Genomic DNA, 19,023 nt, shown 5'->3' on the forward strand with positions numbered 1-19,023 from the left:
TCTTGTAGGTTAGTTTGAGGTTCTAAACCCAGTATCTACAGGTTTTAGCAGCAATAGATATCGAGGTTTTAATGTCTGAGCAATGCACTCACACACAGCAATCGCAAGCTAACAACGCCCATGCACGCCGACCGCCGAAAGATAATAGGTTTGATGCAAAGGTAATCTGCGGCGGGTGATGGGCAGCGTTACGTAGAAGCAAAATGGCTCTGCATCGATTGCTCAACCGCTTCACACAGCACACCTGTCTGCGACAAATCGAATTCATACCATTGGTCTTGCCAACAGAGGCGGAACTTCAATCTTGTCCAATGAGCAGGCAAACTCGGACAAGCGACAGGACCTAAGTCTGTTAAGCGAATTCCTGCAAATCCAAACACGATCGATTGCCAAAGCCCGCCCGCCGAAGCCGCATGAATTCCTTCTGAAGCATTGCCTCGCACATCTTCGAGATCCACTAATGCTGCTCGCATAAAATGCTGATACGCTTCATCCACGTAAGACAAACCACACGCTAAAATCGCATGGACGGCTGGTCCCAGAGATGAACCATAGGTATGGTCAGTACGCGGCACATAGTAATTCCAGTTTGCCTGCAACGTCTCATGATCAAACTGCTGCCGCAAGAGATACAACATCATCAACACATCAGGCTGCTTGAGAATCTGACGCTGATTGGTCGGTTCAATGCCTAATAATGCTTGCATCGATTGAGATCGCGGTTCGTACTCTTGAAGATTCACATCGATCAAATCGAAGAACCCGTCAAACTGCTCGATCAGCTTGGTTTCAGGGTCAGGATAAATTGTTAGAGATTGCGCGATCGTACCCCAAGTTTTAAGCTCCTCTAGAGTCAAATTTAACTTCTGACGCAATCGCAATGCTGTTTCCGGATACGATTTCGCGAGCCAATCCCACACGATTCGCGCAGAGCGTAAATTAAATTGCGCCATTGCATTCGTAAACGCATTATTGTTGCAATGCTCATGATTTTCATCAGGACCAATCACATCTAAAAGCTCATAGCGTCTCCCCGTCCATTTGACAGCACTTGCCCAGAACTTTGCCGTTTCAATGAGAATCTCTGCTCCACAGTTCCTCATCCAATCGTGATCGCCTGTGATCTGCCAGTATTGCCAAACCGCATAAGCAACATCCGCAGTAATGTGATGTTCAATGTCACCACACCAAATCCGAATCAATTCTCCTTTCGCACCCGGAACCCATCGCGGCGTCACTTCATCGCCTGTTGCTGCGCTCTCCCAGGCATACATTGCACCTTGATAGCCAGCTTCTCTCGCTTTCCGGCGTGCCCCTGCTAACGTGTTGTAGCGATAGGTCAGAAGATTTTCTGCGATCGCGGGCTGCGTCAAGGCAAAAAACGGCACGATAAAAATCTCTGTGTCCCAAAAAACGTGCCCTCGGTATGCAAAGCCCGACAGCGTTTTTGCAGGAATGCTCACACGATTATCGTGACGCGGAGCTGCAATCATGAGTTGAAAAAGATTGTAGCGAATACTAATCTGCGCTGTTAAATCGCCTTCAATGACCACATCACTGTTCTGCCAAGTGATTCCCCAAGCCAGCAGATGTGCTGCAAAGAGCGTTTGATAACTGGGCGACTTTGCTAGCCGTCGAAGTGCTACCGTCAGCGGAAATTCTATATCACGCGAGGTATAGATCGAAACGACTTTTTCAGCAATCACAGTTTGATTCGGTGCGATCGTCGTTGCAGCCATTAATGTGTTCGCGTGATCACGAACTGGAATCGTTTCATCAGCTTTCGTGACGGTTAGTTTTGCGGCTAGTCCTAATTGCAGCCCAGTATGCAACGTCTGGGTCGATAACCACATTAAATTGTTCAGACTGCCCGTTTTCAGGGTCATCCAATGCGGAATGGTCACCGTCGTCGGATGCGCTTCAAATCCAGCCTCGATTTCTACTGAACCGGAAAAGTCGATCGAGGTAACCTGCACCCGCATTGCCATGACATGTCGATCAGACAGACTACAAAACCGCTCAAATCGAAATGCAAAGTGATGACCGCTTGGACTACGCCATTGCACCGTGCGCGTCAGCAAGCCTGCTTTCAAATTCAAGCGTCGCTCGTAGTTGAGAATTGCTCCATGATCAAGTTGAAACTTTTCACCGTCTAACTTGATGACCAAAGGCAACCAATTTGGACAGTTGACTAATTCCGTTTGCACGATCGGAGCATTATCAAACATCCCGTGAATTAAAGTTGCGGACTGATCGCCAGGAAATCCTTCTTCAAAGCTCCCCCGTGTTCCTAAATATCCATTCCCGATCGTAAAGACAGTTTCCTGAGCATGAAGTTTTTCAGGATTGAGCGCTGTTTCGAGAATGTTCCAACTCTCTGTATCTGAAGTGACGTGATCAAACTGAGCTGTATTCAATTGCGACATTGAAACCGTAGGCATAACCGAAGACCTTTGAACTTGCAGGACAATAAATCGCACGTTTGGGGTAGATGGAGCGATCGAACAGATCACGAGTCGGTTATGCGGCTATCGATTCTAGGAGTGATTAACTCGCAAAATGTCTACCTTCATCTCTCCATTGATAGAGTTACGCAATGAATCTAAAAAATACGGACGAAGGTGTTATTCGATATAAAGCGAAATATTTTTAAATTTTGTGAACAAAACTAAATCAATGCAAAAAGCCCTCACCTGTTTGCACAAGCGAAGGCTTCGGATTCAGTTGAGCTTAATTACAGGACTTCAGCAATTTCACTATTTGGGCTGAATGCTTGGCTTCTAATCGCGCTCCAAGCAATTTGATGAGCTTTAGACTCTTCTCCATACCATTGAAGTGCAGAGTTAAATGCTACTCGATAAAAGTGTTGAGCCGGTTCAGAAAGGCGATCGCGAACACTATCCGGTAGTTCACGATTACTTTGGTACGACATTCAAGCCGCCTCCAGGAGATTGGATATCTTCGAGTATCCCCGCAATCTGGCAGTAAATCGCCTGCCCTGCGGAATATCTTTAGATTTTGGGTCAATTAGCACGCTTGCCGGGATCACTCGCTAGCTGCGGGTTCTTCTTGTTCTGCAACCGCTTTTAACTTGCTATGAAACTCAGTGCCCACCGCCGTTGGCATAAATTGATGAATGGGAGGATGCACTTCTTCTGGAAGTTCTAAAACAGATTCGGGTGCAGCTTGCCCATTTTCAATCGATTGTTCAGTTGGCTGTGTGTCATCCTGCCATTTGATTCTCATCGCTTCGTGGGATGCATTCAGGCTGGAGGTCGCTTGTTCGATTAAAGCATCTACACCTGCTTGCAGACGAGCCACTCGATTCAGCAGCATTTCAGGAGGAGCTAAGTGATCGAGTTCTAAGGGTGGAATCCCAGGCTCAGCGACTTCGGGTTCTTTTTGAATCTGCTCAGCAAGTTCTGCCCAAGCGGGGGGATCTTCGCTAACGGGGACGGGCGATCGACTGGGGGCTGGCAAAGCTGGAAGCGCGGCAACATCCACAGGCTCTTGAGGTCGGTTCGGTTGGGACAGATCGCGAGGGAATTTATTGCAGACTAGGCGTTCAAATTCGTAGTTGAAGTGATAGCAAGGTTGCTGCCGCCGCTGCCAGAGTTGCAAAATCTGCTCGACGGAGACCACTTTGTAGCGTCCCTGGTAAAGGGCTTCGATCACCGCCCAACGCACCCAACTGACAGAATAGGTAGTCTGCCAACGATCGACGAGTTGCCGCACCCGTTCTTCGCCCAAATCAAAACCGTAGTGAATTAATAAATCCACTACATGGGCTGCAGCTTCATGCCAGACGGAGCTGCCTTTATCCGAAGAATTCCTCGCTGGATCTGTTGACATAATCCGCTATTTTAGGGCAAAACCGGATTTAATTTCCTCTACTCGAACCATTCTTCTTTGCATTGTCGGAAGATTGACCAGATTGAACAGACTGTCTGCATGAATATCCTGGCGAATCGAATTCGGAAATATTCAGGCTTTGAGGCGGACTTTTAGAAGTCAGCGTCTTCGTTGAGCGTCAACGCGCCTTACCCAAATATCGCTCCAAATAAGGCGAAAACACCTCATAAATCAGCGTAAACGGTTTGCCATGATGCCAGAACAAATAATGCCGTCCCCACAGTGGAGCAGAAACCCCAAATGCTGCCTCTAATGCCGCTGACCGTCCGTAATGCAATCCTTTAATCTCGCGGTATAGCTCCATGCGCGATCGCGATAAATTCGACCAGATTGGCTGCGATCGATTCTGCAAATACTCATCGATATGGCTCGACTCCCACCACGAAGCCGCATAGCCTAACCGCTGACCTGAAGCTGTTCTTAACCAAATCTGTCGCCGCAACCGACTACCTGGAATTTGCTCGATCGCGCTCGGTGCATGATCTAACGAAAACCCGATCGACGACATATCGATGACATCTACCTCAGTCGGCTCGCCCGTTAAAAGCTGTAAATGCCGCGTCGGAGACCCATCTCCTAGTAACATCATTTGCCAAGCTGGAGAAAGCTGGCTGTGCGGTAGTCCTTGCTGAATCTCAAGTTCGCTTGCCTCCCAGATGGGGTCAAGACAGTGCCAGGTCGTTGGCAACGTTGCGCTATCGGAGGATCGAAAGGTCGCAGTCACGCTCGTTTACATAAGTTAACTTTCCTACATCATAACACCGCGCGAAGAATGAGGGGCAGAGCGAAAAATCGAGGATTTTGTATAAAAAATATGTATAATTTGTGGAAATGATAGTATAGATTTAGAAGCTACTCTGAGAGTTGTAGATTTCAACATCGGCACTCTCAAAGCCTCTGAGTTGTAATTCAGGAGATTTTTATATGTTTAGGTCAGAACAAAGTAATGAAGCCGATGACGAGATAGACAGTCGTTATCGAAAACAGTTGAACTTGGATTTGAGCCAGGAGGCTTACGCCCTCTTGCAAACCTTATCAGCAGAATCAGGGAAGAACATGGCTGAGGTGCTGCAGATGGGATTAGCACTGTACAGCGTTGCACAAGAAGCGAATAAAACAGGCTTGACGCTTGGAATTGTCCATCAAGAAAAAGTGATTCAAGAGATTACAACATCCTAATTTTTGACGATTGCAGGAGGGGCAACAATGGGTCAACAGCAGGGCTTGAACAATGAAGATGACAAAACGCCCCTCTCTCTCGATCGCTGGTTAGAACGTGAACATAACATTGGCAAAGGTAGCCTGAAAATTCAAGACATTGACGAGATCGTCGAACCGCCTCCACGCCGCAGAATCTCTACCCCTAAAAGATTTGCGCTCCCTAAAAGATTTGTGCTGCTCTATATCTGTGCCATGGTGCTCATGTTCTGGCTTGGCTATGCAACGGCTCGGATTCAGAGCACTTCGTGTCCTCCTCAGGCATCATCATCCAACGTAAACCAAATTCTATGAATCAACTTCGCATGTTTGAGAAGGTTTAGAATTTGTTCTTGGATATGGTCTAGAACAGCGTGAAATTCTTCTTGAATCCAGAGATCCCGCTGTTGTGCCGTCATATTTTCCAAAGACTGAAACATGTCTTCACGATAGGCTTGAATGTTTTTAGTAAACTGTTCTGCCTTGCGCTCAAGGACTAAATGCAGTTGATAAAAATTAGGCGAGCCAGAGGTGCGACCGATTTCTTGCTGCTCATCTAAGCCATCTTTGAAAATGTCGATCGCTTCTTGAAACAATCGCAGAGTTTCTTCCAAATCGGAAAATCGAAATTCTAAGTCTCCTCGAATTTCCTCCATGCGTTGCTGCCCATCTGCAAGTCCGTCTCGTTCTCCTCCAGCTTGACGCAGCACGATCGCAAGCTTTTCTTGTAATTCAGGAATCTGATCCGCGCTCAATCCCAAGTTGTGCTCAAATCTTGCATGGTCTACGATCGCACTGCTCAAATTAACACTCGATAAATCTGCACCTGCTAGCTCAGCCCTCGTCAAATCCGTTTCAGTCAGAATGGCATTACTCATGTAAGCTCGCCGCAGTAAAGCAGTATGGAGATTAGTTTGCTGTAAGCAAGCTCGCAGCAGATTCACACCGCTCATTTCAGCAAATGATACCTGCGCTGCTGTCAGATCGACTGCACAGCAGTAAGCTCGATTGAGCGTTGCGCCTGTGAGCGTACAATGTCGCAAGTCGGAATCTCGAAATGAGGCACGAGTTAAAGTTGCTCCAGTTAAATTAGCATCCGTTAAAGTTGCCATCATGACTCGCGCACTGCTGAGCCTAGCTCGAATTAAAGTTGCCTGCGTCAGATTTGCGCCGTTTAATTCAGCATTTCTAAGATTGGCATCGGTCAGTATAGCGCGGGACAGATTGGCAAAGGAGAAGTTCGAGCGACTCAGAGAAGCCTGCTCTAGATTAGCATTGCTCAGATCCGAGCCACGTAAACTTGCACCATCGAGCCTCGCTTTGTAGAGATTAGCAGAGACGAGCTTAGCACGACGAATCACAGCAGAATTGAGTTGAACTTGTTCTAGATTTGCATAACTGAGATCAGCTTGGCTTAACTGCGATCGCCGTAAAATTGCTTTTTTCAAAAATGCATGTTGCAAATTCGCCCCGGTTAAATCTGCTCCAAATAGCGAAGCATTCTTAAACTCTGCACCTTGCATCTTTGCGTATTTGAGCGAAGCGCCATTGAGAACGGTGCGATTTAACTTTGCCTGATGAAGAACCGCATCGGTGAGATCGCTGCCACTGAGATCGGCTTCCGTCAGATTAGCGTGACTCAGATCTGCCTTCCTTAACACTGCATTTTTCAGATCGGCTTTGAATAGCTCGATCGTATGTTGCATCTGAGCATTGCAGAGATCAACCCGTTCTAAGATGGCATGGCTCAGATCTGTGTTTTCAAAATGAGCTTCAGAGAGCTTCGAGCCTGTTAAGTCTGCTTCGGATAAACAGGCATGGCTTAAATTTGCTTTACTTAGGTTGGTTCTTCGCAGACAGGTACCTTTAAGGATTGCCCCACACAAAATGCCTTCTACTAGCCTTGCTCCTCCTAAATCAGCTTCTTCTAAGTCTGCATCGCTCAGATCGGCTCTGACAAGATCGGTACGTGGGAGATTCGCTCGACGTAAAATCGCTTTCTGAAGGTTAGCACTGCGCATCACTGCACCTCGCAAGTTTGCCTCAGCGAGATTCGCTCCTGCTAGATTCGCCCCAACCAAATTGGCTCCTGCTAGATTCACCCCAGCCAGATTCGCTCCTGCTAGATGGGCATAAGCAAGATCGAATGTATTACAGCCACTCGCAATCAATGGGAAATCTCTTCTCTCCTCTGTTGGATATTGCAGATCGCGTTCAGGGAACGTCGGTTGTCGAGGGTAATCACAGTAAAACTGAGGTGCAAAACAACTTTGATCAGAATCGCTTGCTAAATATTTCTTACTCGGCATCTCTCAGAAGCATGATTTAAAAGGACTAAATTGTGTGATTGTTAAAAAAAGATTCAATTCCAATTGTTAAAGTGCAAAAAAATATGTCTCCTCTGTATTTTCTAGGGATTTGAGTAAAACCATAACACCCTATTTTGGTTTACTGTAGGGAAATCCTAGATTAGATGAACGAAATTGATCGTTGCGCTTACGCAGGTGCTAGACCTCATCTTCTTCTCACCCCTTAGCTTTCGCTTGTTTATTTTTATGACTAAATCTAAGTTGAGTTAACTTATGCAGCATCGTTTATCTCAATCTTTTCGCCGATCGGAATTGATAGTCGGTGCGTTGATGGGTGCAGCAATTGTTCTAGGGACTGGATTTTACTGGCAACAACAACGGGCAAATCTGCATCAACTTCAAGACCAAATCAACGGATTGAGAAAGACGACACAAGCGAATCCAACCCTCCAGAAAGACTTACTAGCACTCGAAAAAGACCGCATTGTTTTAGAAAATGCGATTCATAGTAGCATCGTTCAGACTGGCGGTGGTTTTCTACTATTTTTAACTGCATTCATTTCTTGGAAGAATCTCAAAGCGACTCAAAAGAATGTTGCGATCGCGGCTGAAAAGCAAGTCGCAGAACGCTATAGCCAAGCGATTAATCACCTCGGTAGTTCAAGCTTAGAGACTCGATTTGGTGGCATCCATGTGCTCGAAAGAATCGCTCAAGAATCGCTGCAAGAACATTGGACAATCATGCAAGTGCTAACGTCTTATATTCAAGCGCGATCGCCCATAAATTCAGCTTCCTCGAAAATTGCAAGAGACATTCAAGCTTGCCTATCAGTCATCGCTCGTCGTCGCATCGAGTTCGATCCGCCTTACAATCCTTCTAGCTCTGCAACTCGCTTGAATTTAATTGAAACGCACTTGTGCAAGGCTGAATTAAGTGGGGCAAATCTGAGCAGAGCTTTACTGTTAAACTCCAATCTCAGCGGAGCCTATTTAACCCAAGTTGATTTTAGGGGTGCAAATCTGAGCTATGCAGTTCTAGTCGAAGCTTCTCTATATCAGGCGAACCTACAGCAGACCAGACTGATTGGGGCGGATTTAGAGAATGCTGACTTTCGAGGTGCGATCGGGCTAACTGTCGATCAAATCAAAGAAGCAAGAAATTGGCAGAGCGCAGAGTTTGATCCGGAATTTCAAGCCCAACTCTCAAAATAAAATCAGCCGAACAACTTCCTGAGCGAAATTTAAAACCGCAGCTATACTCATTTTCAGTTTGTAACGATCGTGTAGAAATTGCTTTACATGCGATCGCGGTGTGTCTTGAGACGGTGAATTCATGCTTCTAACCCAGACTCTTTCGGATCAATATGTGCAGGTTGGTTCTGTTAGAACTCGATTTTGGCAGGCGGGAGAAGGAAAACATACGATTCTGCTGTTACATGGGGCAGGAGGATCTGCGGAGTTCTGGTATTACAATCTCCCGGGTTTAGCTCGACAGCATCGTGTGATCGCGATCGATATGGTCGGATCAGGGCGCTCTGATAAACCCTCCGCTTCGTATTCGCTGACTTACCAGGCAGAATTTATTTTGGGGTTCATGGATGCGATGTCGATTTCATCGGCAGTTTTAGTAGGACATTCGATGTCCGGTGGAGCGGCTTTACAGCTTGCATTCATGGCTCCTAAGCGGGTTGAGAAATTAGTGCTCGTTGGCAGTTTTGGATTAGGGCAAGAAGTGACGCTTTCAGCCCGATTAGCAACCTTACCTTTTGCCGTGAGATCGCTCCAGCCAAGTCCGAAGGTCATGCGTCCGATGTTGAAGCAGAATGTCTTTGATGTCGATACGATTCCACAAGAGTGGATTGATTTGCGCTATCCAATTTTCGCGCTTCCAGGACGCAAGGAACCCTTGATCCAAATGGCGCGAACCAATCTATGTTTGCGAGGGGTTAGAGAAACTGTCTATCAGCCGATCGTTGAAAATCTGAAAAACATCATTGCGCCTGCACTGATTATCTGGGGAAAACAGGATCGCATTCTTCCGGTCGCTCATGCCCATGTTGCAGCGAAGCGACTGCCGAATGCAGAACAACCATTATTGCTCGATCGGTGTGGACACTATCCGCATTTAGAGCATCCAGCCCGGTTCAATCAAGCTGTACTCAATTTTCTGACTGGAACAAGTGGCAGTCACTGAAGTCATAGAACCAAGGTCTTTTAATCCGTTTTCCTATCGTGTTCAGACGACGATGTATTCTAGCAAAGGCTGAATTATCGATCGAGTAAAAGATTGGCAAGATATTCCAGCACCTAGCGCATTGCTAGGTGTAAATCGTGCTGTCCGAGCCAGTCAGGGTGTATTTGTTAACGCGGTTTCGTTTGATATGATGACTTGCGTATCTACCGAGGTGAAAAAATTATGCCTGCATCATAAAAGTTAGACCATGATCTTCGCATCGAATTGCTGCCCGGATTGCGGGGGTGTAGAAATCAAACCCTGCAAAAAATTGCTTGCTCAATCTAAAACTCAACTCAACGATCGTCGTAGTATCGCGCCAGAACGCCTGACCACTGTTTTATCTGATCGCTTAGAAACGATTCGACAAGACACGCAACAAGTCAAGCAAGTTTTTCTGGTCGCAAATCCAATTCAATTTGCCAATCAACCGATCTCAGCGGCATTGGTTAAGATTCGCAATCAAGCAGCCACAGAGCTAAAAACGCAAGGCTTTCCGGTTGTAATTGTACCAACCAATTTAGAACCCGCTGAAGCGATCGCTTGGATCAATCGCCGCGCCAAACCGGGAGACATCGCGTTATCGATCCGAACTGATGCTTTCTTGAACCCGAATACGAGAGGCGTGACTGCTTTTTATCGTGCAGGAGATGAGAACCGCCGACAGAAAGCACAACAACTGCTGGATCAAATTCTGGTCAATGTTCCCGCTTGGATGAGTCGGGGCACAAAGCCGGATACTGAAACAGCATTGGGGAGCCTTGATTTTATTCGCCAAATGAAGATTCCTGCGATCGTATTAACGGTCGGGTTTACTTCTAGCCCAGAAGATCGAGCTATTATTCTGAATCGCTCTCAAGCGATCGCACAAGGCATTGCCCAAGGGTTAGCACTCTGGAATCAAACGATCGTGCCGATGAGTATCAATTTGAATGGGCAAGCTTCTGATCAGCAAGGTGTGATTGTGGAAGGAAACTCATACATTCCTATTGATCTGTTAGATCAGCTTGCCATTCGAGTCAAACGTCCTCAAAATGCTCGATTGATTATTTACAACAATCAAACCTACATTAGAGCGATCGATCTCCGAAAAGTCGGCGTTTTTGTCGGCTGGAATTCCAGCGATCGAGGAGTGATTTTGCGAAACATGCTGCCTTTGAATCCAAATAAAATCAGCAGCATTATGGGACAGGGTTATCTTTCAAAAAATACGTTAGAAGCCTTTTTACAGCAGCACAATCCTCAAGCTCTCCAAACCTTCCCTAACATTGCCGAATTGTATTTAGAAGAAGCTGCGATCGAGGATGTCAACTCTGATATTGCGTTTACACAAGCCCTCATCGAAACCGATTTTTTTCGTTTTGGGAAAACCCTTCAGCCGACTCAAAATAACTTTGCCACTTTGCGAGAAGTTGGCAGTCCTTGGGAAAGTGCAGCCTTTCCGAATGCTCGCACCGGAGTACGTGCTCACATTCAATTGTTGAAAGCTTATGCCAGTTTAGAGCCATTCAGCCAAGACGTTGTGACGCCCCGATTCCGCTTTATCATCCGTGGCAGCGCCCCGCGAATTCAGCAGTTGAGCTTTTACTACTCTTCTGATCCTTCTTATGCAGAAGAAGTATTAGCAATACTGCAACAGCTTTATCAATATCAATTTGCGCGATCGCTCAGTCGGCAGAGCGGATGATTCAGATCAGAATGATCTTTCGGCTGATATGATGGCTCACATCTTACCTTCAACTCTTGGCGGCTGTCATGCGATCGCTTTATTTTCTCCTTCCTGGAACCGGAAAACGTTTTGCCTGCGGGGGTCTGTGGGCGGAGTTAAAGGCGTTTGAGCTTGCCAAGCAGATTTGCCCGGCTGAAATCGTCACATACCGCCAGCGTGAGCAAAATACACGTTTTTTAGATGATGTCCTTCAAGAAGATCTCAAGGATGTCATCTTTGTGATGAGTTGGGGATTTGATGTTGCGAAACTCGCAAAACGCTTGAAAAAGCACAACGCTATCTATCACGCACATAGTGCAGGATATGGTTTTACAGTTCCATCCAATGTCCCGATCGTAACTGTCAGCCGCAATACGTTAGGCTATTGGGGACAACGTGCGCCGCATTCACTAATTTACTATTTGCCAAATCAGATCTCTGATGAGTTTAGCAATCAGAATTTAAATCGCGATATTGATGTTCTAATTCATACTCGAAAATCATCAGAGTATCTCTTAAACCAGCTCATTCCTACTCTTCAAAAACGCTGCAAAGTGGAAATAATTAATACTCACGTGGATAGTCTTGCAGCCGTTTTCAATCGAACGAAAGTTTACTTATACGATTCTGCGGAATATTGGGCGCAGCAGAGAGTCAGCGAAGGCTTTGGACTGCAACCGATGGAAGCGATCGCATGTGGTTGCCAAGTATTTTCCAGTGTCAACGGCGGTTTATCAGACTATCTCGACCCAGGATTTAACTGTTATAAGATTGCGGCTTATTCGACTGAGTTTGATGTGCAGCGAATTTTAAGCGCGATCGAGCGACCTGCGCCTGTGATTCCTGAAAGCTTTTTGGCAGAATATCGCGGTCAAAATATTCTCGATCGCTTAGCAGTTATTTTGCGCGAAGTGAACGAGTTTTTTGATCACAAACAGACGCATCCCGCTACGATTGAACCATTAACGCGATCGCGCTTAGCGAAACTCGCTCTCCAGCGAATCATCGCTAAAATTCAGAAGAAGCTTCAGTAAAATCATGCCTCCAAAATTGCTCATTCAACTGGTTCGTTTTGGCTGGACAACTCTATGGCGAATCATGATGTCCAAGCTTGCGCCAAGAGACGCATCAGGTGCTTATATTCGTCCTGAGAGTGAATTTCGGAGCCAAAGCCTGATCGCCGCGCCAGGACGCTATCGATTATTCGTAGGTCTGGGTTGTCCTTGGGCACATCGAACTTTAGTGACTCGCGCATTGAAAGGGCTAGAAGACATTATTTCAGTCTCGATCGTGATTCCTTCTCCAGAAAATGGAGGCTGGATTTTAGAAAAGCCTGAGCTAGGCTGTACTACGTTGGCAGACCTCTATCGACGCGCAAAACCAGGCTATCAAGGTCGATCGACAGTTCCGGTCTTATGGGACTGTAAAACCAATACGATCGTCAATAACGAAAGTTCTGAAATTATCGTCATCCTCAACTCAGCCTTTAACGAATTTGCAAAGCATCCAGAACTTGATCTATATCCAGAAGCCTTACAACCAGAAATCGATAGCTGGAATGAGAAAATCTATCACGCAGTCAACAATGGCGTGTATCGTTGCGGATTTGCTCAAACTCAAGCAGCTTATGAAACTGCGTGTCGAGAATTATTTTCGATGTTAGATACGATCGATGAAGCACTTTCTACTCGTCGATATCTCTGCGGTGATACTTTAACCCTTGCAGATGTTCGCCTCTTCACTACTCTGTTTCGTTTCGATGTCGTTTACTATAGCCTTTTCAAATGTAGTATTCGCCGTATTCAGGATTATGATCATTTAAGTATCTATCTGAATGATTTCTATCAGCTTCCAGGCGTAGCAGAAACCTGTGACTTAGAATCTGTCAAACGAGACTATTACGGCAACTTATTCCCACTCAATCCTGGTGGAATTATCCCTTTAAGTGCTCAAAATCTTTAGCACTACAGATTGTCAAAAGACTTTCAGGACTTCAACTCTCTCGTTAGGAAGACGGTGTGCGATCGCAGATTTTCTAGGCTGGAAATCGTCGATCGCACCCAACGACCTATGCGAATTCATCATCTTAACTGTGGCTGTATGTGTCCTATCGGTGGAGCGTTGTTTGATGGTTTCAGTCGGGGTTTAACGTCACATCTTGTCTGTCACTGTTTGTTGATCGAAACGAACCAGGGGCTTGTTTTGGTGGATACTGGCTTTGGACTGCGTGATATTCAAGCACCTCGCAGTCGGCTCAGCCCATTTTTTATCGCGTTCAATAACATTCAATTCGATCGTCAATACAGCGCGATCGACCAAATCGAACGTCTAGGATTTTCGCCCGAAGAGGTTCGTCACATTATTCTCACGCATCTCGATTTTGATCATGCAGGCGGCTTAGAAGATTTTCCCAATGCAACTGTGCATGTGATGCAAACTGAGATAGAAGCCACTCGAGATCGCCAAGGTTTTATTGCTCATCGTCGCTATCGCCCCGGTCAATGGGATGAAGTAAAATCTTGGAAATTCTATGCGGCGAACGGCGAGTCTTGGTTTGGATTTGAAGCAGTCAGAGACTTAGAAGGATTGCCACCAGAAATTCTATTCATCCCCTTAACAGGACATACGCGAGGTCATGCTGGAGTCGCGATCGAGACTTCCGAAGGTTGGCTGTTACATGCAGGCGATGCTTACTTTTATCGCGATGAAATGAAGCCAGAGTATCACTGCACACCTGGTTTAAAGGCTTATCAATGGATGATGGAAGTCGATCGTAAAGCGAGATTGCTTAATCAAGATCGCCTGCGTCAGCTCACTCTGAGTAACGATGCCAAACTCTTTTGCAGCCATGATGCGATCGAGTTCAAAGCTTATGCTGAGCAATCTGCGAATGAGAATCGTTCAAGTAGCAGTGTATCTGGGCGATCGTGAGCCTTTCGTGTCTTAGAGAATGTTTGAAAAGATATCGTTCATTGCACTCACCCACCCCCGGACTGGAAGTCGGGGCTAGTTGAACGAAGTCCACTAAAGGGACTAAAAGCCCATCAAAATCAGGTCTTCAGTCCTTTTCAAAGGACTTCGCACCGTTAGCCCCGGACTGGAAGTCCGGGGCGAGATAGAACGGAGCAAGGAAACGATTGATACTTCTCAAACATACTCTTAGCAAATCAATAAAAAAGCGATCGCTCCACAAATGAAGCGATCGCTAACCTTTACTCAATCCAACCTAACTACACCGAAGCTTGCTGTCGCTGATACAACGACCAATACAAACCTTTCTTGCGCAGTAATTCTTCGTGCGTGCCTTTCTCAGCAATTACGCCCTTCTCCATCACCAGAATTAAATCTGCTTTCTTCAAAGGCGCAAATCGGTGAGCAATTAAGAAGACCGTTCGATTGTCCGAAATCGACTGCAAACTCTGTAAAACCTGTTGCTCGGTTTCACTATCTAAAGCACTGGTCGCTTCATCGAGTACCAAGATCGGGCTATTCGATAAGAACAATCGCGCCAAAGCAATCCGCTGCCGTTGTCCCCCCGACAGTGCAGTTCCCCGCTCTCCTACATTCGTCTCATAGCCCTGCGGCAACTCACTCACAAAATCATGCGCCGCTGCCATTCGTGCCGCAGCTACAACCTGTTCAGCCGTAATATCAGGACGACCCAAACTAATGTTGTCGATAATGTTGCCATTGAAAAGAAAATCTTCCTGCAACACAACTCCCATCTGACTCCGCAGCGAGTGCAGATCGGCACTCTTGATATCAAAGCCATCGACGAGAATCCGTCCGGCTTCTGGTAAATACAACCGCTGCAAGAGCTTTGACAGCGTACTCTTACCAGACCCACTTCGTCCCACAACGCCAACCAGCATTCCCGGTTGGACATCAAAGGAAATTCCTTTCAGCACAGGCTCTTGATTCGGGTTGTAGCGGAAAAAGACTTGATCAAATGAAACTTGCCCTTTCAACGTCGGCAACACCAACCCTGATCCCGGTTCTGCTTCCGGAGCAACATTAAGAATGTCGCCAATTCGATCGACCGACAACAACACCTGCTGCAAATTCTGCCAAAGCTGAACTAATCGCAACAAAGGCCCTGTCACCCGTCCAGACAACATCTGAAACGCCACCAACTGACCGACCGTGAGTTCTTGCTTAATAACTAAATGCGCCCCCACCCAGAGAATGAGTAAATACGAGAAATTGGTGAGAAAATCTCCCAAATTATTACTAATGTTCGAGGTCGTAGACGCTTTGAAACTCGTGCGAATATAGCGGGCAAATAACCCCTCCCAGCGATCGCGCGAAGGCTTCTCGGCACTATGCGCTTTCACCGAGTGAATCCCCGTCACCGTCTCCACGAGAAACGACTGACTATCCGCATTGCGGTTAAACGTCTCATTCAACCAATTCCGCAAGATTGGAGTCGTCGTTAACGTTAACGCTGCATACAACGGCAACACCGCTAAAGCGACCCCAGTTAACGGAATGCTGTAGAAAAACATTAAGGCTAGATACACCACAGCAAAAATCGAATCAAGCACAACCGTTAAAGCTGTCCCCGTCAAAAATTGCCGAATGTTCTCAAGTTCCTGAACCCGCGCAACGGTATCTCCGACCCGTCGCGACTCAAAGTATGCCAAAGGCAACCGCATCAAGTGACGGAACAACTGAGCCGACAGACTTAAATCTAATCGTCGAGCCGTGTGCGTAAAGATAAACAACCGCAGAATACCAAGAACTGCTTCAAACAACGCCACCGCCAGCAACGCCATCGCCATCACATCTAGTGTCGGAATGCTGCCCTGCACCATCACCTTATCAATGACGACCTGCGTAATTAGCGGAGTCGCCAAGCCCAATAGCTGCAACGTAAACGAAGCAAACAACACCTCGCCCAGCAGCACCTTATACTTCCAAACCGCAGGCAAAAACCAAGCGAGATTAAAGCGCTCTTGCTTCTGAACCGTCTCGACCTGCCAGAGTTGCCCGTCCCAGAACTGCTCCACGGTCGATCGATGAATCGCTTGCGGTGACATGATCGGATCATGTGGATCAGAGATCACAAAGCGATCGCCCCGCACGCCATACACCACAACCCAATGCGGCTCCTCAGTATCCCCCCACAGCATCAGCGCCGGAAAATCCAACAAGCGCGCATCTTGCCAACTCGACTGAATCCGGCGCAATTGCAGCCCGAGTTTCTCCGCCGCATCGACCACATTTGTCGGACGCTGCCCCCGCAACTGTCGCTGCACCCACTCCATCTGAACTGGATTCTGCAAATGGTTTGCCACCATCGTCAGACAAGCCGCCGCACTATTCATCCCAGGCACAAACGGGAAACCCGTTATCGTCTGCGGAGAAAGATCCGTTTGGGGCACGTAGCGCGCCCGTTGAATTGCCCAAAAGCGATCGATATCAGGAGTTTGTAACCCCTCCCACATCTGAGCGCTCCACAACACCGCCTGCACCTCACTGCTAGCAGCACGAGCTTTCCAGCCTGACAAATCCAACAAATCCCCAATCCATTCACCCGGATTTAAGACTCGTGAACTGTTGTCTTCTCCAACTAGGCGCACTTTTCCAGCCAGGATTAGCAATTGAATGCCCGCATCCTCACTCGACCAAAGCACGTCTCCTAACTTGTAGTGACGGACTTCGGCTCTTGATTTAAATTGCACCTGTTGTTCAGGATTGAGAAAACATAAGGGTGGAGATTCCCAGGGCAGATTGGCAGCAATATCGTTCGTCAGCATGAGCGCAAATGAATTTTAGGGGCTGAAACCGTCGGCAAGGCACTCTAATCTATCCGAAAAGAGCCGTTTATTTATTCAAGTCAGTCTAGTCGCTAACCTGAAGTTTCACCGTCATTTTTTGAATTTTTTCTGCAATCCAACGATCGAATAATTCCGTCGTCAGCATTTGCTTGAGTTGAGGATTGTCGAGCGTTGCCGGGAGAATATCTTCAACCCGAAACAAAGCCCAGCGTCCCTCTAATTCAATCGGGCCGACTAAATCACCTTTTTCAGATGAATCGATCACAGCCCTGACTGTATCCGGCATTGTCCCACGACTGACCGGACCCATCATGCCATTTGCAATACGATCATCGGCAATTGAATGCTCGCGCGCTAACGCTTCAAAGTTTTCTCCCTCGCTAATTTGCAGCTTTAACTCTTCTGCAATTTCTTTGCTTTCGACAATAATCCGAGACAGCACGACGCGATCGAGAAACACTTTGCGCTCAATAAAATACTCTTGCAGTCTTGGCTCGGTTGCCACGATCTTCAGCTTTTCATTCTTGAAATTGGTCGCAATTTGCTGATGGAACGTGGTGTAATCCAACCCGTTGCGACTGAGCCATTCTTGAAAAACGTTCGGATCGGTCAGTTTCTGTTGGAGGCGAAAATCGACCACAGCTTGCTCGATCACGGCTGGATTGATCTCCAGATCATCTCGATTTTTTACCTCGGTTTCCAAGACATATTGCCGGAGGATATCACCAATAAAGCCTTGCAGCTTACCGGAGGTTTGTAAATAGCGAAGGCACTCTCGGAGGCTGAGAGACTGCTCATCGATCGTCAGAAATGCGTTATTTTCCATAAGGTAATCCGTGCTGATGCAATATCCAAATCGATGGTAACGTGCCTAAATCTACTGAAATTTTGCCGCAAGTCCGTAAAATCTCAGCGATTTACCGCAAACCATTGCGATTAAACTAAAACTTTGTTCATCTAGAGTCCGCAATTTCAACTAATTCCCTGCCCCAATCCATGAAACTTTAAAAAAATACGCAGAGTAGGGAACCCTACATCGGCAAAATTTCACGTGTCCATTCTTCATCACAATCACGATCGCGGTAAAATCATAAAAAGATCTAAAGTCCGACCGGAAAACCGGGTTTTGTGGCATGATCAATCAGTACCTATCTGCGATCGACAGGAAATATAAAAGATTATGGCTCTCCGTTTAGGCGACACAGTTCCCAACTTTACCCAAGACTCGTCTGAGGGAACGATCAATTTTTACGACTGGGCAGGGGATAGCTGGGTTGTCCTCTTCTCGCACCCCGCTGATTACACCCCGGTTTGCACCACCGAACTCGGTCAAGTTGCAAAAATCAAGCCTGAGTTTGACAAGCGCAACGTCAAAGTGATTGCCCTCAGCGTCGATGATGCAGAATCCCACAAAGGCTGGATTAGTGACATCAATGAAACGCAAGCCTGCAGCGTCAACTATCCCATTTTGGCAGATGGCGACAAGAAAGTTTCCGAACTGTACGACATGATTCACCCGAACTCCAGCACGGGTTCGACGCTGACGGTTCGCTCTGTTTTCATCATCGACAACAACAAGAAGTTGCGTCTGACCTTCACCTATCCGGCAAGCACCGGACGGAACTTTGACGAATTGCTGCGGGTGATTGATTCGCTGCAATTGACTGATAACTACAGTGTAGCTACGCCTGCAAACTGGGTAGATGGCAATGACTGTGTGGTTGTGCCTTCGATCCCAACCGATCAGGCTCGTGAGAAATTCCCGAAAGGTGTCACTGAAGTGAAGCCTTATCTGAGAATGACTCCACAACCGAACAAATAAGCTTTGATCGCTGTGATTTTCAAGCTGGGTAAGACATTACCCAGTTTTTTTACGCCTCTTTC

The 19,023-nt window shown here is 46.8% G+C and carries 16 protein-coding genes; 9 read left to right on the forward strand and 7 right to left on the reverse strand.

Features of this window, described 5'->3' with window-relative positions; translation table 11 throughout:
* Positions 1 to 188: 188 nt before the first annotated feature.
* From LEPBO_RS0125480 to LEPBO_RS0125495, 4 genes are all read right to left on the reverse strand, one after another.
* Positions 189 to 2,441 carry a glycoside hydrolase family 65 protein gene (locus tag LEPBO_RS0125480; protein ID WP_197693237.1) on the reverse strand — a complete coding sequence of 751 codons (2,253 nt, stop codon included), beginning with the start codon at positions 2,439 to 2,441 and terminating at the stop codon, positions 189 to 191.
* Positions 2,442 to 2,734: 293 nt separating this feature from the next.
* Entirely contained in the window at positions 2,735 to 2,932 is a 198-nt protein-coding gene (locus LEPBO_RS0125485) for a ChaB family protein (RefSeq protein ID WP_017290424.1), read from the reverse strand.
* Between the two features lie 113 nt (positions 2,933 to 3,045).
* A complete protein-coding gene (locus LEPBO_RS40340) occupies positions 3,046 to 3,852 on the reverse strand; it encodes a hypothetical protein (protein WP_017290425.1) in 807 nt (268 codons plus the stop codon).
* A 178-nt stretch (positions 3,853 to 4,030) separates the two neighbouring features.
* Positions 4,031 to 4,636 carry a chorismate lyase gene (locus tag LEPBO_RS0125495; protein WP_017290426.1) on the reverse strand — a complete coding sequence of 202 codons (606 nt, stop codon included), beginning with the start codon at positions 4,634 to 4,636 and terminating at the stop codon, positions 4,031 to 4,033.
* A 200-nt stretch (positions 4,637 to 4,836) separates the two neighbouring features.
* Here LEPBO_RS0125495 and LEPBO_RS38275 point away from each other — a divergent pair, with 200 nt between their 5' ends.
* Together LEPBO_RS38275 and LEPBO_RS0125505 are read left to right on the forward strand one after the other, a co-directional pair.
* Complete coding sequence (locus LEPBO_RS38275) at positions 4,837 to 5,091, forward strand: hypothetical protein (protein ID WP_017290427.1); 255 nt, start codon at positions 4,837 to 4,839, stop codon at positions 5,089 to 5,091.
* A gap of 27 nt (positions 5,092 to 5,118) precedes the next feature.
* The gene (locus LEPBO_RS0125505; RefSeq protein WP_017290428.1) at positions 5,119 to 5,424 is read left to right on the forward strand and encodes a hypothetical protein; all 306 of its coding nucleotides are present in this window, start codon (positions 5,119 to 5,121) and stop codon (positions 5,422 to 5,424) included.
* On the opposite strand, the gene LEPBO_RS38280 is transcribed toward LEPBO_RS0125505, so the two are convergent.
* Positions 5,388 to 7,418 carry a pentapeptide repeat-containing protein gene (locus LEPBO_RS38280; protein ID WP_017290429.1) on the reverse strand — a complete coding sequence of 677 codons (2,031 nt, stop codon included), beginning with the start codon at positions 7,416 to 7,418 and terminating at the stop codon, positions 5,388 to 5,390. The genes LEPBO_RS0125505 and LEPBO_RS38280 overlap by 37 nt on opposite strands.
* A 273-nt stretch (positions 7,419 to 7,691) precedes the next feature.
* On the opposite strand from LEPBO_RS38280, the gene LEPBO_RS44055 reads away from it, so the two are divergent.
* From LEPBO_RS44055 to LEPBO_RS38295, 6 genes are all read left to right on the forward strand, one after another.
* Positions 7,692 to 8,630: a pentapeptide repeat-containing protein gene (locus LEPBO_RS44055; protein WP_017290430.1), complete on the forward strand. Its 939-nt coding sequence runs from the start codon at positions 7,692 to 7,694 to the stop codon at positions 8,628 to 8,630.
* Between the two features lie 121 nt (positions 8,631 to 8,751).
* A complete protein-coding gene (locus LEPBO_RS0125520; RefSeq protein WP_017290431.1) occupies positions 8,752 to 9,612 on the forward strand; it encodes an alpha/beta fold hydrolase in 861 nt (286 codons plus the stop codon).
* Positions 9,613 to 9,859: 247 nt separating this feature from the next.
* On the forward strand, positions 9,860 to 11,338 hold the full coding sequence (locus LEPBO_RS38290) for an N-acetylmuramoyl-L-alanine amidase (protein ID WP_017290432.1): 1,479 nt from the start codon (positions 9,860 to 9,862) through the stop codon (positions 11,336 to 11,338).
* 56 nt (positions 11,339 to 11,394) lie between these two features.
* A complete protein-coding gene (locus LEPBO_RS0125530) occupies positions 11,395 to 12,393 on the forward strand; it encodes a glycosyltransferase (RefSeq protein WP_317135193.1) in 999 nt (332 codons plus the stop codon).
* A gap of 4 nt (positions 12,394 to 12,397) precedes the next feature.
* Positions 12,398 to 13,321, forward strand: coding sequence for a glutathione S-transferase family protein (locus tag LEPBO_RS0125535; RefSeq protein ID WP_017290434.1), 924 nt, complete (start codon positions 12,398 to 12,400; stop codon positions 13,319 to 13,321).
* 108 nt (positions 13,322 to 13,429) lie between these two features.
* A complete protein-coding gene (locus LEPBO_RS38295) occupies positions 13,430 to 14,290 on the forward strand; it encodes an MBL fold metallo-hydrolase (RefSeq protein ID WP_051077825.1) in 861 nt (286 codons plus the stop codon).
* 299 nt (positions 14,291 to 14,589) lie between these two features.
* Here the strand turns inward: LEPBO_RS38295 and LEPBO_RS0125545 are convergent, their stop codons facing one another.
* Together LEPBO_RS0125545 and LEPBO_RS0125550 are read right to left on the reverse strand one after the other, a co-directional pair.
* Positions 14,590 to 17,118, reverse strand: coding sequence for a type I secretion system permease/ATPase (locus LEPBO_RS0125545; protein WP_017290436.1), 2,529 nt, complete (start codon positions 17,116 to 17,118; stop codon positions 14,590 to 14,592).
* An 85-nt stretch (positions 17,119 to 17,203) separates the two neighbouring features.
* Positions 17,204 to 17,965 carry a peptidylprolyl isomerase gene (locus tag LEPBO_RS0125550; RefSeq protein ID WP_017290437.1) on the reverse strand — a complete coding sequence of 254 codons (762 nt, stop codon included), beginning with the start codon at positions 17,963 to 17,965 and terminating at the stop codon, positions 17,204 to 17,206.
* 354 nt (positions 17,966 to 18,319) lie between these two features.
* On the opposite strand from LEPBO_RS0125550, the gene LEPBO_RS0125555 reads away from it, so the two are divergent.
* Positions 18,320 to 18,961 carry a peroxiredoxin gene (locus LEPBO_RS0125555; protein WP_017290438.1) on the forward strand — a complete coding sequence of 214 codons (642 nt, stop codon included), beginning with the start codon at positions 18,320 to 18,322 and terminating at the stop codon, positions 18,959 to 18,961.
* Positions 18,962 to 19,023 lie beyond the last annotated feature (62 nt).

The organism is Leptolyngbya boryana PCC 6306 (assembly GCF_000353285.1).
Lineage (GTDB): Bacteria > Cyanobacteriota > Cyanobacteriia > Leptolyngbyales > Leptolyngbyaceae > Leptolyngbya > Leptolyngbya boryana.

What these genes read in the sequence shown, in the direction of transcription:
- LEPBO_RS38275 (WP_017290427.1), top strand. Translation starts at nt 4,837, where the DNA reads ATGTTTAGGTCAGAACAAAGTAATGAAGCCGATGACGAGATAGACAGT.
- LEPBO_RS0125505 (WP_017290428.1), top strand. Translation starts at nt 5,119, where the DNA reads ATGGGTCAACAGCAGGGCTTGAACAATGAAGATGACAAAACGCCCCTC.
- LEPBO_RS44055 (WP_017290430.1), top strand. Translation starts at nt 7,692, where the DNA reads ATGCAGCATCGTTTATCTCAATCTTTTCGCCGATCGGAATTGATAGTC.
- LEPBO_RS0125550 (WP_017290437.1), bottom strand. Translation starts at nt 17,965, where the DNA reads ATGGAAAATAACGCATTTCTGACGATCGATGAGCAGTCTCTCAGCCTC.
- LEPBO_RS0125480 (WP_197693237.1), bottom strand. Translation starts at nt 2,441, where the DNA reads ATGCCTACGGTTTCAATGTCGCAATTGAATACAGCTCAGTTTGATCAC.
- LEPBO_RS0125555 (WP_017290438.1), top strand. Translation starts at nt 18,320, where the DNA reads ATGGCTCTCCGTTTAGGCGACACAGTTCCCAACTTTACCCAAGACTCG.
- LEPBO_RS38295 (WP_051077825.1), top strand. Translation starts at nt 13,430, where the DNA reads ATGCGAATTCATCATCTTAACTGTGGCTGTATGTGTCCTATCGGTGGA.
- LEPBO_RS0125485 (WP_017290424.1), bottom strand. Translation starts at nt 2,932, where the DNA reads ATGTCGTACCAAAGTAATCGTGAACTACCGGATAGTGTTCGCGATCGC.
- LEPBO_RS0125520 (WP_017290431.1), top strand. Translation starts at nt 8,752, where the DNA reads ATGCTTCTAACCCAGACTCTTTCGGATCAATATGTGCAGGTTGGTTCT.
- LEPBO_RS40340 (WP_017290425.1), bottom strand. Translation starts at nt 3,852, where the DNA reads ATGTCAACAGATCCAGCGAGGAATTCTTCGGATAAAGGCAGCTCCGTC.
- LEPBO_RS0125545 (WP_017290436.1), bottom strand. Translation starts at nt 17,118, where the DNA reads ATGCTGACGAACGATATTGCTGCCAATCTGCCCTGGGAATCTCCACCC.
- LEPBO_RS0125535 (WP_017290434.1), top strand. Translation starts at nt 12,398, where the DNA reads ATGCCTCCAAAATTGCTCATTCAACTGGTTCGTTTTGGCTGGACAACT.
- LEPBO_RS38290 (WP_017290432.1), top strand. Translation starts at nt 9,860, where the DNA reads ATGATCTTCGCATCGAATTGCTGCCCGGATTGCGGGGGTGTAGAAATC.
- LEPBO_RS38280 (WP_017290429.1), bottom strand. Translation starts at nt 7,418, where the DNA reads ATGCCGAGTAAGAAATATTTAGCAAGCGATTCTGATCAAAGTTGTTTT.